We start from the raw sequence: 13,162 nt of genomic DNA, 5'->3' as shown, positions 1-13,162 counted from the left end.
GTGTCGGATTGCGGGGTGTCCGCGGCATGGATGCCGCGGCCAAGCCCCCAAGGATGGGTTTACGGCGTCCCCGCAATCCGACACCGCCCCGCCCAACCCACAGAAAACCCAGAGCCGGCTGTTGCAGTTGCTTTCGCGGTTGCCTTGGCCTTGGCCGTTGCCTCTGCAGGTGCAGGGTGCAACCCTGCCGCCCCCCTCCTGCGGTAGGGTGAGGCGATGCCGCGCTGCAGCTTGGCTGCGCTGCATATTTGATTACACTTGAAACTTGTTTGCCCACGACTCCGGACACCCACCATGAAGCTTGGTTCCTTGAAGGAAGGCGGCCGCGACGGCACGCTGATCGTCGTCTCGCGTGACCTGCGCCACGGCGTGCGCGCCACCGGCATCGCCGCCACCCTGCAGTTGGCCCTGGAGGACTGGAGCCATCTGGCCCCGCGTCTGAATGCGCTGTATGAGTCGCTCAATGCCGGTGACGCCGATGGCGTGTTCGATCTGGACCCGCAGGCCCTGGCCGCGCCGATGCCGCGCGCCTATGAATTCGTTGATGGCAGCGCCTACCTGCCGCACGTCGAGCGCGTACGTCGCGCCCGCGGCGCCGAGGTGCCGGAGAGCTTCTACAGTGATCCGCTGATGTACCAGGCCACCAGCGCCGGTTTCCATGGCCCGCGCGATTCGGTCAAGGTGGTCAGCGAGGAGTACGGCATCGACCTGGAAGCAGAGATCGTGGTGATCACCGACGACGTACCGATGGCCGCCACCCCGGAGCAGGCCGCCGGCCACATCCAGCTGATCGGCCTGGTCAACGACGTCTCGCTGCGCAACCTGATCCCGGGCGAACTGGCCAAGGGCTTCGGCTTCCTGCAGTCCAAGCCGCGCTCGGCGTTGTCGCCGGTGTTCGTCACTCCCGACGAGCTGGGCGCTGCCTGGCAGGACAGCAAGGTGCACCTGCCGCTGCTGACCCACATCAACGGGACGTGGTTCGGTGCGCCGGAAGCGGGTGTCGACATGCAGTTCAACTTCGCCCAGCTGGTCGCGCACGCGGCGAAGACGCGGCCGCTCAGTGCCGGCACCATCGTCGGCTCGGGCACCATCGCCAACGAAGACACCAGCAAGGGTGCTTCCTGCTTCGCCGAACAGCGGGTGGTGGAAACCCTGCGCGACGGCAAGCCGAGCACGCCGTTCATGTCCTTCGGCGACGTGGTGCGCATCGAGATGCTCGATGCCGCCGGCAACAGCATCTTCGGTGCGATCGAGCAGCGCATCGAACAGGCGGCCAAGCCCTGAGCATGGAGGCGGCGATGGAGATTCCGGTCGACGACGGCATCGTGCTGTACACCTACTGGCGATCCAGCGCCGCCTACCGCGTGCGCATCGGCCTGGCCTTGAAAGGCCTGGCCTTCGAAGCACGACCGGTGCATCTGGTGCGCGACGGCGGCGAGCAGCACCATGACGCCTATCGCGGGCTCAACCCGCAGCAGCTGGTGCCCACGCTGCTGCATGACGGCCACGTGCTGACCCAGTCGCTGGCGATCCTGGAGTATCTGGAAGAGCGGTTCCCGCAGGTGCCGCTGCTGCCGGCCGACGCCGCTGGTCGCGCACGGGTGCGGGCGCTGGCGCAGCTGGTGGCCTGCGACATCCACCCGATCAACAACCTGCGGGTGATGCAGTACCTCGAGCGCGATCTGCAGCTGCCCGCCGATGCACGCACGCAGTGGACCCTGCACTGGATGGCCGAGGGCTTCGCGGCGATGGAAACGATGCTGGCCGACAGTGCTGACACCGGCACGTTCTGCCACGGTGAGCGCCCGGGTCTGGCCGACATCTGCCTGTTGCCGCAGCTGTACAACGCCCACCGCTTCGGCCTGGATCTGGCGCCATACCCCACACTGCGTCGCATTGAAGCGGCCTGCCAGCAGCTGGATGCATTCATCGCTGCACGCCCCGAAAACCAGATCGACGCCTCCTGACGTCCCGCTGTGCTCGCCGGGCATGGTCCGGCGCTACCGGTCTCCGGCGCGCGGTGGCGCCGGGCCATGCCCGGTGGGCGCGGAATCAGTCGCCAGCAGTAGCCGCAGGTCATCGCGGAACAACCGGTAGGCGTCCTCGCGCCGCGTATCATCCTTCTGCCGCAGTACCCAGGCAGGATGCACGGTGGCGTACCCCCGGGTGCCATCCTCGAGTGTGAGCCAGCGGCCACGGTCGCGTGTCAGGTTGAAATCGCGACCGAATACGGACGAGGCCGCCGTGGCGCCGAGACAGACGATCACCTGCGGCTTCACCCGTGCGATCTCGCCCTGCAGCCACGGCCGGCAGGCATGCACATGGCGGCTCTCAGGGCGCTTGTGCAGGCGCACCTTGCCTCGCCGCTCGTGATGGAAGTGCTTCACCGCGTTGGTCAGGTACAGGGCGCTGCGTTCGATGCCCAGTTCCTGCAGCGCACGGTCCAGCAGCTTGCCCGCCGGCCCGGCGAAGGGGCGACCACTCAGGTCCTCGACATCACCGGGCTGTTCGCCCACCAGCATGATGCATGCATCGGCACGACCTTCGCCGAACACGGTCTGGGTCGACGCTTCCCACAGCGGGCACTGCCGGCAGACGGCGGCCTGCTGGCGCAGCGCCTGCAGGCTGCCATTGTCCGCGGCGGCATCGGTTGCATCATTCGGCCGTGCGGGAATACGTCGCTGCGGTGCCTGTGCCGGTCGATCATGCATCTCCTGCACGCGGCCGGCTGCGTCGCGAACAAGGCCCGGCAACAGGTGCGCTTCGGGAAGATGCTTCCAGTAACGGGCGGGCATTTCCTGCTGCATCATCCGCGTGTTGAGCCGGGCCGGATTGAAGATGCTGGCGTAATAGGTCTGCCACAGCGTCTCACGGGCGTCTTCGGCGGGGGCATCGCGACGGCTGCCGCCATCACCGAATGAGAGTGCGCTGCCATCCCAGCGGACACTGCGCGCGGGGGTCAGGATCGCCCAGCGCATGCCGGCAAAACGGCGGGCGAAAAACGGCGCGACCCGGTCGACGATGTTGTGGTCGGGTTCGAACCAGGCGATGAACGCGTCGGTCTCGCCGGGCACCTCCCGGAAGCGCACGAAGGCCTTCATCTTGTGCGTGTCGCGGCGCACCGCCTGCGCCAGCGCCATCAACCGCAGCACATCGGCGTCGGCCGGATTGGACAGCACCGTGCGTTCGCCATGCGCGATGCGCCACAGCAGGCGGTACAGCAGCGGCAGGCGCTGCGGATCGCGATGGCACAGGCAGGTAGCGGCCAGTTCGACGAAGTCGCGCGGCACGTTCGGGACGGTGGCGCCGTCGGGTAGTGGCGCCTGCAGCACCGCCGGCGCGTCCAGCAGCGACGCTTCGGTACCTGTGATCCAGTCCAGCTGTTCCGGCAGCACGCCGCGCAGCAAGGCCTCACGCGCCGCATCGCGCCAGGCATCCAGCGACCATGGCGGGTCTACCCGCAGCGACCAGCGCTGCAGCTCAGGCAACGGGCGCGGCATCGAACAGCGAGCCCTGGCGGAGTGGTGGCGCCAGCTTCGCGCGCAGCGCCGCCGGATCATCCAGCGCACTGCGCGGATGGTGGTCGGCCAGCTGCACGAACGGCAGCAGTTTGCTCATCGGCGCCTTCAGTCGGGCGACGTCGGCCACCCGCAGGCGACCGTGGCGGCGTGCCATCAGCACGCGCTTGACGTTGCGCACTCCCAGGCCCGGCACCCGCAGCAGCAGCTCCTTCGGCGCAAGGTTCAGGTCCACCGGGAAGCGCTCCGGATGCCGTATCGCCCAGGCCATCTTCGGATCGATGTCCAGATCAAGCATGCCACCCTGGGTGGTGTCGGTGATCTCCTCCACGCCGTAGCCGTAGAAGCGCAGCAGCCAGTCGGCCTGGTACAGCCGGTGCTCGCGCTGCAGCGGAGGTGGCTGTAGCGGCAGCTGGCGGCTCGCATCGGGAATCGGGCTGAAGGCGGAGTAGTACACCCGGCGCATGCGGTAGTTGCCGTAGAGGCTGTCGGCACTGGTCAGGATCTGCTGGTCGCTGGCACCGTCGGCGCCGACGATCATCTGCGTGCTCTGCCCGGCGGGTGCAAAGCGGGGAGGGCGAGGGCGCGTGCTGCGGCTGGAAACCGGTGCGATCACTGCCGGCGCCTTGCGGGCCTCCTTGGCTTCTTCGATGCGCCAGCGGAGTTCACCCATCGCGCCGCGGATCGATGTGCTGGTCTTTTCCGGTGCCAAGGTGGCCAGGCCCGCCTCGGTGGGCAGTTCGACATTGATCGACAGGCGATCGGCGTAACGACCCGCAGCGGCCAGAAGTTCTGGCGATGCCTCGGGGATCGTCTTCAGGTGGATGTAGCCGGCGTATCGGTGCTCCTCGCGCAGCCGACGTGCCACCTCCACCATGCGCTCCATCGTGTAGTCCGCGTTGCGGATGATGCCGCTGGAAAGGAACAGGCCCTCGATGTAATTGCGCTTGTAGAAGTCCAGGGTGAGCGTGACCACTTCGTCCACGCTGAAACGCGCGCGCGGCACGTTGCTGGACACCCGGTTCACGCAATAGGCGCAGTCGTAGACGCAGAAGTTGGTCAGCAGGATCTTCAGCAACGACACGCAGCGGCCATCGGGTGTGTAGCTGTGGCAGATACCCATGCCTTCGGTACTGCCGATGCCGCCGGAGGCGCGCGAATCGCGCTTGCCCGCACCGCTGGAGGCGCAGGAGGCGTCGTATTTTGCGGCATCGGCAAGGATGGCCAGCTTGCGGATGGTTTCCATTGAGGAAACCTACGCGCGAGGGGTCTCATTGGATGAGACCGCCCCTTAACCCTTCAGGATTCCGCCGGGCCATGCCCGGCGGGCGCGCCGTCAGAACCCGTGGGTAATGCTCGGCGCGCCGGCCGAGAAGTCCGCATACGGATCATGCTCGCCGCTGCCGCCTTCTGACAGGCGGAACTTCAGCGCCAGGCCATCGCGCGAGTCGGCCGCGCGCAGGGCTTCTTCCTGATCGATGGTGCCGTTCTTGGCCAACCGGAACAGGCACTGGTCGAAGCTCTCCATGCCTTCTTCCAGCGAAGCCTCCATCGCCGCCTTGATCTCGTGTACCTGGCCGCGACGCAGCAGGTCGCGGATCATCGGCGTGTTGATCAGTACTTCGGTGGCCGGCAGGCGGCGCCCCTCCTTGTTCTTCACCAGGCGCTGGCTGATCACCGCGCGCAGGTTCAGCGCCAGGTTCATCAGCACATTCTTGTGCGCGCTTTCCGGGAAGAAGTTGAGGATGCGCTCGATGGTCTGGTCGGCGTTGTTGGAGTGCAGGGTGGCCAGGCACAGGTGCCCGGTTTCGGCGAAGGCGATCGCCGCCTCCATCGTTTCGGCATCCAGGATCTCGCCGATCAGGATCACGTCCGGCGCTTCGCGCATCGCGTTCTTCAGCGCGGCGTGGAAGGTGTGGGTATCGAGCCCGACCTCGCGCTGGTTCACGATCGACATCTTGTGCTTGTGCAGGTACTCGATCGGGTCCTCGATGGTGAGGATGTGACCGGTGGTGGTGCTGTTGCGGTGATCGATCATCGACGCCAGCGAGGTGGACTTGCCGGAGCCGGTGGACCCCACCACCAGCACCAGCCCGCGCGGAGTCATGATGACGTCCTTCAGCACCTGCGGCAGGTTGAGCTCTTCGATGCTCGGAATCCGGCTGCGGATGGCGCGGATGACCATGCCCACTTCACCGCGCTGCTTGAACACGTTGACGCGGAAACGCCCGGCATCGGCCAGGGCGATGGCCATGTTGAGCTCCAGCTCGCGCTCGAACTGGGGCACCTGGCCCTCGTCCATCAGCGAGTAGGCGATTTTCTTCACCATTCCCGGCGGCAGGCCGGTATTGCCGAGCGGATACAGCTTGCCCTCGATCTTGATGTAGACCGGCGCGCCGGTGGTCAAGAACATGTCCGAAGCGTTCTTTTCGGTCATCAGCTTCAGGAAGTAGCCGATATCCATTGCGAATTTTCCCCAACGAAACTGCCGGTGCCCGTTGCAAGCACGGTACCGGCTTGACGACAATGGCCGCGAACCGACAACCGGTACGGCCTCCCCAATGAAACGACTTAGCTTCGCACGAATGCGCCACAGCCTGTATGTGATGGCGTTTGCATTCGCACTCTCTGCCCCCGCCTGGGCGCAGGACGGCGCGTTGGAACTGGCGCAGGCCCGGCAGGCGGTGGATAAAGCCACCCAGGCCGATGCCGACCAGTACGCCCCGGACCTGATCGGGCTGGCCCGTCAGGGACTGGAGCAGGCCCAGCGTGCCGCGGGCGACCGCCGCGAGCGCAAGAACGCACCGGCCATGGCCCTGCGCGCTGCCGTTGACGCCGATCTGGCCCGTGCCCGCAGCGAGGAAGCCACGGCTACCGCACAGCTGCAGCTGCGCCGCAACGAGGTCAACCAGCTGCAACGCCAGTTGTCGACCGGGGAGGACCGCCGATGAAGACCATCTCCGCCATGACCCTGGCCACGCTGCTGGCCCTGCCGACGCTGGCCCTGGCGGCCGACAACCCGATGGTCGGCCAGCTGAGCCAGCGCTTGCTGTCGATCCAGGCCAATCCGGACACCGCAGAGCTGGGCGCCTTCGAGCGCATGCAGGCGCAGCAGGCCATCGCCACCCTGGAGAAGGCCAAGCGCCGCGACCAGGAGCTGGCCACCTACCTGGCCGAGCGCCGGGTCGAGATCGCCGAGACCGCCGTGCGGGCTGCGCTGGCCGCGCGTGAGGTCGACCGCCTGGAACGCACCCGCAGCGATCTGCTGATCGAGGCCAGCCGCCGCGATGCCGCCCGCGCCCGCCAGGAAGCCGAACAGCTGCGCATGCAGGCGCAGATGCAGGCAGAAGAGGCCGAACGCCTGCGGCAGGCGGCCGAGGCCGAGACCCTGGCCCGCCAGGATGCCGAGAACGCCCTGACCAGCGTGGCGGGCAAGCAGCAGCAGCGCCTCAGCTCGGCCCAGCAGAACGCGGCCAAGCTGGCCCGTGAGGAAGCCGAGCTGGTCTCGGGGCAGAAGCTGCCGGGGTCGAAGTTCGATGGCCGTGGCGAGGTCTTCACCTTCGCCGGTGACGCATTCGCTGCCGGGGCCTCCAGCCTGTCCGGTGGCGCCCGCAACCAGGCCAAGGCGCTGGCCGAGTACGTGAACATCGGCAAGAAGGGCAGGATCCGCATCGAGGCCTACGACAGTGCCAATGGCGTAGGCCAGAAGCGGGCCGAGGCACTGCGCGATGCGCTGGTCTCGGCCGGCGTTGCCAGCAGCCGGATCCAGGTCGCGGGCAAGAAGGCGGCGTCCACCCGGGCCCGATCGGCCGAGGTCGTCATCGCCCCGTAATTGCTTGATATTGTTTGTTTTTCGTTGTGTTGAGTATTCAGCCTGAACCCCGCCTCGGCGGGGTTCGGTCTTTTTGCCGCAGGGGCTTGAACCCCGTCCAGAGCAAGCGTAGGGTCAATTATCCGGGACGCAATAACGCGGACCGGACGATGGGAGGGCCGGGCCGATGCAAGCAGGGCGCGAACCGCAGCAGATCGACGTGCGCAGGCCAGTGCCGCACGTTGTTGTGGGCACCCATGTGGGCATCGATCGGCACTCCTCCATGAACAACGCCCCGGGCCTTGCGGCCGGGGCGTTCGTGTATCTGTCGAAGGAGGTCCATCATGTTTGAAGATCAGCCCCAGAGCGAGATCGACGCCCGTCGCGCGCGCGATCCGGAGTTCCGGGCACTCCATGACCAGCACCGCAAGTTGAACAAGAAGTGCATGGATGCGGAGTTGGGTGTACTCCCGATCGATGATGTCACCCTGGGTCGAATGAAGCGCGAGAAGCTGCTGGCCAAGCAACGCCTTCTGCGAATGTACGAAACACCGCTCGCAACGTCGTCCCCCACGCATTGACGCACCCCTGTCGTGCCCGGAATGGCATGACCCGGCCATCGATGGCCCCGCCAGGCACTCCTGACCTGGCAACGCGGCGCCGCTGAACGCAGGTGCCGCGCCAAGGCACCACACGCGGTGGTGCCTTGGCCCTGCAGGCACGTCCCCCGATGCGGGCGGTACCGGTCTCCTCGTCGATCCGGGGCCGTCCGCATCCCTTTTGGCCGCCAGCCGAGCCGGTGGGTGCCGACCGTGGGTCGGCACGCGTCCCGCCGGGCATGGCCCGGCGCTACAGAAGCGGCTCCTGACTTTCGTCGCCATCCGTCGGATAATCACCGGTCCGGCCCTGCGTGGCGCGAACCGAAGTCCCCCGAATGCCTATCCATTCTTCCGTCCTCGAACTCATCGGCCAGACTCCGATCGTCAAGGCCCAGCGCCTGGACACCGGTGTCTGCGAGCTCTACCTGAAGCTCGAAAACGCCAACCCGGGCGGATCGATCAAGGATCGCATCGGCCTGTCGATGATCGAGGCGGCAGAGAAGCGCGGCGACCTGAAGCCCGGCGCCACCCTGGTGGAAGGCACCGCCGGCAATACCGGCCTGGGCCTGGCACTGGTGGCCCAGCAGAAGGGCTACAAGCTGATCCTGGTGGTCCCGGACAAGATGAGCCGGGAAAAGATCTTCAACCTGAAGGCGATGGGTGCCGAAGTGCGCCTGACCCGCTCGGACGTGGCCAAGGGCCACCCGGAGTACTACCAGGACCTGGCCAAGACCATCGCCGAGCAGACCCCGGGCGCGTACTTCATCAATCAGTTCGGCAACCCGGACAACCCGGCCGCCCATGAATTCGGCACCGGTCCGGAGATCCTCGAGCAGATGGATGGCGATCTGGATGCCATCGTGTTCGGCTGCGGAAGCTCCGGCACCATGACCGGCCTGTCGCGCGCGTTCGCCACGCTGTCGCCGAAGACCGAGCTGGTGCTGGCCGATCCGGTCGGCTCGATTCTGGCCGAATACATCAATGACGGCGTGCTCAACGACAAGTCGGGCAGCTGGCTGGTGGAAGGCATCGGCGAGGACTTCCTGCCCTCGATCTCCGATTTCAGCCGGGTGAAGCAGGCCTATGCCATCACCGACGCGGAGAGCTTCCACACTGCGCGCGAGCTGCTGGCCAAGGAGGGCATCCTCGGCGGTTCGTCCACCGGCACCCTGCTGGCGGCGGCGCTGAAGTACTGCAAGGAGCAGACCACGCCGAAGAAGGTACTGGTGCTGGTCTGCGATACCGGCAACAAGTACCTGTCGAAGATGTACAACGACTACTGGATGCTGGACAACGGCTTCCTGCAGCGCCCGCAGCACGGCGACCTGCGCGACCTGATCCTGCGCCCGTACGGTCAGCGCGACACCGTGGTGATCGGCCCGAACGACCTGCTGACCACCGCCTACCAGCGCATGAAGCTGTACGACGTGTCGCAGCTGCCGGTGATGGATGGCGACCAGCTGGTCGGCATCGTCGACGAAAGCGACGTGCTGCTGCATGTCTATGGCGATGAAGCACGCTTCCGCGACCCGGTGGCCACCGCCATGGTCAGCAAGCTGGACCGCCTGGATGTGAAGTCGCCCATCGAGGCGCTGCTGCCGGTGTTCGACCGTGGCCAGGTGGCCATCGTGATGGATGGTGATGCCTTCCTCGGCCTGATCACCCGCATCGATCTGCTGAATTACCTGCGTCGGCGCGTTCAGTAAGGCGTTTATCGCCGCAGATCGCTGCTGAATTCCGGTTTATCCGCGTCAAAGCTCGTTAAGGCCGCGCTGATAGACTCCCGCTCCTTCGACGGCGCCGGTCATCGGCGCCAATCAGGAAACGACATGTCCAACGCTTCTTCCCCGGACCGCGCGCTGGCGCTGGCCACCCTGGCCATCCATGGCGGCCAGTCGCCCGACCCGAGCACCGGCGCGGTGATGCCGCCGATCTACGCCACCTCGACCTATGCGCAGTCCAGCCCGGGCGAGCACCAGGGCTTCGAGTACTCGCGCACGCACAATCCGACCCGCTTCGCCTACGAGCGTTGTGTGGCCTCGCTGGAAGGCGGCACCCGCGGCTTCGCCTTTGCGTCGGGCATGGCCGCCAGCTCGACGGTGATCGAACTGCTGGATGCCGGCAGCCACGTGGTGGCGATGGACGACATCTATGGCGGCAGCTTCCGCCTGTTCGAGCGCGTGCGCCGTCGCACCGCCGGGCTGGACTTCAGCTTTGTCGACCTGACTGATCTGGCGGCGTTCGAAGCGTCGATCACGTCGAAGACGAAGATGGTGTGGATCGAGACCCCCACCAACCCGATGCTGAAGATCGTCGATATCGCCGCGGTCGCCGCCATCGCCAAGCGCCATGGCCTGATCGTGGTGGTCGACAACACCTTCGCCTCGCCGATGCTGCAGCGTCCGCTGCTTCTGGGGGCCGATCTTGTGCTGCATTCGGCTACCAAGTACCTGAACGGCCATTCGGACATGGTGGGTGGCATGGTCGTCGTAGGCGATGACGCCCCGCTGGCCGAGCAGATGGCCTTCCTGCAGAACTCGGTGGGTGGCGTGCAGGGCCCGTTCGACAGCTTCCTGGCGCTGCGCGGCCTGAAGACCCTGCCGCTGCGCATGAAGGCGCACTGCGCCAACGCGATGGCCCTGGCCAAGTGGCTGGAAACGCACCCGGCCGTGGAAAAGGTGATTTACCCGGGCCTGCCTTCGCACCCGCAGCACGCGCTGGCGGGCAAGCAGATGGCCGGTTACGGCGGCATTGTCTCGATCGTGCTGAAGGGCGGTTTCGAAGCGGCCAAGGGCTTCTGCGAGAAGACCGAACTGTTCACCCTGGCCGAGTCGCTGGGCGGGGTGGAAAGCCTGGTGAACCACCCGGCGGTGATGACACATGCGTCGATTCCGGTGGCACGACGTGAACAGCTGGGTATCAGTGATGCACTGGTGCGGCTGAGTGTGGGTGTTGAGGATCTGGGGGATCTGCAGATGGATCTGGAAAGGGCGCTGGGAGCGGCGTCCGTATGATGGGCAGACGCATCGAATTGATGCTGAGCCTTACCGGCCGCGACATCAAGAAGAAGTACAAGGACTCGCTGCTGGGCGCGCTGTGGGGCGTACTTGTGCCGTTGATCATGTTGGCCATCTACACGGTCATTTTTTCCACGATCTTCAGTGCGAAGTGGAAGGGCATCGAAACCAATACCAAGGTTGATTACGCAGTCCTGCTGTTCATCGGCCTGATCGTCTACAACTTCTTTGCCGAGTCGCTCACACGTGCGCCCACGGCGGTGCTCAGCAATCCGAATCTGGTGAAGAAGGTGGTCTTCCCGCTGGAGGTGCTGCCGCCGGTGGTGGTGCTGTCTTCGCTGTACAACGCGGGTGTGGCCACGGTGGCACTGGTGGCGTTCCTGCTGTTCAGCAGCTTCGGACTGCATTGGCAGGTCGTGCTGCTGCCCCTCCTGATCGTGCCGTTGCTGGCCTTGACCATGGGCGTGACCTACCTGTTCGCCTCCCTGGGCGTGTTCTTCCGCGATGTGGATCAGATCGCCGGGCTGCTGGCGCGGGTGCTGCAGTACCTTACTCCCGTGCTGTACCCGTCGATCATCTTCCCGGAAGCCATCGGCAACTGGATGCGCCTCAGCCCGCTGGCCATCTATGTCGAGCAGACCCGCGCGCTGATCGTGACGGGTACCTTGCCTGACTGGGGGCACTACGCCTGGGCGGTGGGCTGGTCGATAGGCATCTACTTCTTTGGTTACTGGTGGTTCCAGCGGACCCGGAGGGCCTTCGCCGATGTCGTCTGACAACCTGGTTATCGATATCGAGAATGTCAGCAAGGTTTTCAACATTTTCGACAAGCCCTCCGACCGCTTGCTGCAGATGCTGCTGCCGCGGCTGGGCCGCGTGTTGCCCGGCAAGGGGGAGTGGTCCTCACGGCATCGCGGCCGTGAGTTCTGGGCGCTGCGCGACGTCAGCCTGAAAGTGAAACGCGGTGATGCCGTAGGCATCATCGGACGCAATGGCTCGGGCAAGTCGACCCTATTGCAGATCATCGCCGGCACGCTGGCCCCCACCACTGGCTCGGCGCGGGTCAATGGCCGTATCGCCGCGTTGCTGGAACTGGGCAGCGGCTTCAATCCGGACTTCACCGGGCGTGAGAACGTCGTTCTCAACGGCATGATCCTGGGTCTCACCGAGCGCGAGGTGATGCAGCGCTTCGATGCCATCGCCGCCTTCGCCGACATCGGCAACTTCATTGACCAGCCGGTGCGGACTTACTCCAGCGGCATGATGCTGCGACTGGCGTTCGCAGTGCAGACTCAAGTGGAGCCTGACATCCTCATCGTCGACGAAGCGCTGGCGGTGGGCGATGCACTTTTCCAGAAGCGCTGTTTCCAGCAGATGGAGGCGCTGCGTGCCAACGGCTGCACGTTGCTGCTGGTGTCGCACGATCAGGAGTCGATCCGTACGCTCACGGACCATGCCATCCTGCTTCGTGACGGCACCGTGCGCGTGGCCGGACCGTCTTCCGAGGTCGTGCTGGAGTACCGCAAGCAGCTGCACGACGATGAGCGCGATTACTACGCCTCCATCAGTGCGCAGCACCTGCAGCATGCCAGGAAGACCATCGAGGCACAGTCGGACCCCGACCCCGACCTCGACCTCGACGCCGTGGCCGAACCTGCCGAGCACGGCGGTTCGCCCGTACTGGGTGTGCGCAGTGACAAGCTCTCCTTCGGCGACTTCGACTGCGTTGTCGAACACGTGCGGGTGCTGGACGCGGACGGCAACGAATGCGCGTACTTCCTTCCGCGCGAACGCGCGATCATCGAGGTCACCGCGCGACCAACACGGGACATGGACAAACTGAACGTCAATGTCCGCCTGCGCAACAAGGAAGGCGTGAAGCTCTATTCATGGGGAACCCTGAATCAGGATGTCAGCCAATGGACCGAGCAGGGCAGCCAGGAATCGGGTGTATGGGGAACAACGTTCACCGCCGATGAGCCGTTCGTGGTGAGATTCGAGTTCGACTGCGCCTTGGGTGTCAACTTCTACGAAGTGCAGGTTTCGGTTTCCGAGGAGCTCGAGCGTTTTGGCGGTGCCCAGCGCATGCTGCACTGGCGGGATGAGGCTGCGTTCTTCCAGGTGGGCATGCGGCAGAAGGAATACACGTTTGGTGGCGTCTGCGATCTGCGCATGCGCGCGATTGTCGCCCCCCCCCCTTGAACGAGGAAGGCATTG

12 protein-coding genes are annotated in these 13,162 nt (G+C 65.6%); 9 read left to right on the top strand and 3 right to left on the bottom strand.

What is annotated here, in order from left to right:
• The first annotated feature begins 294 nt into the window (after window positions 1-294).
• Window positions 295-1,284, top strand: a complete 990-nt coding sequence (locus tag AB4Y98_RS18500; RefSeq protein ID WP_223494148.1) for a fumarylacetoacetate hydrolase family protein — start codon at window positions 295-297, stop codon at window positions 1,282-1,284.
• Window positions 1,285-1,298: 14 nt separating this feature from the next.
• Window positions 1,299-1,967 carry a maleylacetoacetate isomerase gene (gene maiA / locus AB4Y98_RS18495; protein WP_442244894.1) on the top strand — a complete coding sequence of 223 codons (669 nt, stop codon included), beginning with the start codon at window positions 1,299-1,301 and terminating at the stop codon, window positions 1,965-1,967.
• A 33-nt stretch (window positions 1,968-2,000) separates the two neighbouring features.
• Here maiA and AB4Y98_RS18490 read toward each other — a convergent pair whose 3' ends face one another.
• The 3 genes from AB4Y98_RS18490 to AB4Y98_RS18480 form a co-directional block, all read right to left on the bottom strand.
• Window positions 2,001-3,500: a UdgX family uracil-DNA binding protein gene (locus AB4Y98_RS18490; RefSeq protein ID WP_442244893.1), complete on the bottom strand. Its 1,500-nt coding sequence runs from the start codon at window positions 3,498-3,500 to the stop codon at window positions 2,001-2,003.
• Window positions 3,481-4,764 (bottom strand): putative DNA modification/repair radical SAM protein, encoded by a 1,284-nt coding sequence (locus AB4Y98_RS18485; protein WP_442244892.1) that lies wholly within the window; start codon window positions 4,762-4,764, stop codon window positions 3,481-3,483. The genes AB4Y98_RS18490 and AB4Y98_RS18485 overlap by 20 nt, the downstream gene beginning before the upstream one ends.
• A gap of 90 nt (window positions 4,765-4,854) precedes the next feature.
• The gene (locus AB4Y98_RS18480; RefSeq protein WP_442244891.1) at window positions 4,855-5,982 is read right to left on the bottom strand and encodes a PilT/PilU family type 4a pilus ATPase; all 1,128 of its coding nucleotides are present in this window, start codon (window positions 5,980-5,982) and stop codon (window positions 4,855-4,857) included.
• A 121-nt stretch (window positions 5,983-6,103) separates the two neighbouring features.
• Here AB4Y98_RS18480 and AB4Y98_RS18475 point away from each other — a divergent pair, with 121 nt between their 5' ends.
• From AB4Y98_RS18475 to AB4Y98_RS18445, 7 genes are all read left to right on the top strand, one after another.
• A complete protein-coding gene (locus AB4Y98_RS18475; RefSeq protein ID WP_089238584.1) occupies window positions 6,104-6,469 on the top strand; it encodes a DUF4398 domain-containing protein in 366 nt (121 codons plus the stop codon).
• The gene (locus tag AB4Y98_RS18470; protein ID WP_363729668.1) at window positions 6,466-7,350 is read left to right on the top strand and encodes a hypothetical protein; all 885 of its coding nucleotides are present in this window, start codon (window positions 6,466-6,468) and stop codon (window positions 7,348-7,350) included. Before AB4Y98_RS18475 ends, AB4Y98_RS18470 begins: the two co-directional genes overlap by 4 nt.
• A 323-nt stretch (window positions 7,351-7,673) precedes the next feature.
• A complete protein-coding gene (locus tag AB4Y98_RS18465; protein ID WP_025878453.1) occupies window positions 7,674-7,910 on the top strand; it encodes a YdcH family protein in 237 nt (78 codons plus the stop codon).
• A gap of 353 nt (window positions 7,911-8,263) precedes the next feature.
• A complete protein-coding gene (locus AB4Y98_RS18460; RefSeq protein ID WP_353100087.1) occupies window positions 8,264-9,634 on the top strand; it encodes a pyridoxal-phosphate dependent enzyme in 1,371 nt (456 codons plus the stop codon).
• Window positions 9,635-9,757: 123 nt separating this feature from the next.
• On the top strand, window positions 9,758-10,942 hold the full coding sequence (locus tag AB4Y98_RS18455; protein ID WP_442244890.1) for a cystathionine gamma-synthase: 1,185 nt from the start codon (window positions 9,758-9,760) through the stop codon (window positions 10,940-10,942).
• 20 nt (window positions 10,943-10,962) lie between these two features.
• Complete coding sequence (locus AB4Y98_RS18450) at window positions 10,963-11,721, top strand: ABC transporter permease (protein WP_442244889.1); 759 nt, start codon at window positions 10,963-10,965, stop codon at window positions 11,719-11,721.
• Window positions 11,711-13,147, top strand: coding sequence for an ABC transporter ATP-binding protein (locus AB4Y98_RS18445; protein ID WP_442244888.1), 1,437 nt, complete (start codon window positions 11,711-11,713; stop codon window positions 13,145-13,147). Before AB4Y98_RS18450 ends, AB4Y98_RS18445 begins: the two co-directional genes overlap by 11 nt.
• Window positions 13,148-13,162: the final 15 nt, after the last annotated feature.

It is taken from the genome of Stenotrophomonas sp. 2YAF26 (genome assembly GCF_052114625.1).
GTDB lineage: Bacteria > Pseudomonadota > Gammaproteobacteria > Xanthomonadales > Xanthomonadaceae > Stenotrophomonas > Stenotrophomonas indicatrix.
This window is presented reverse-complemented; position numbering and strand designations above follow the sequence as displayed.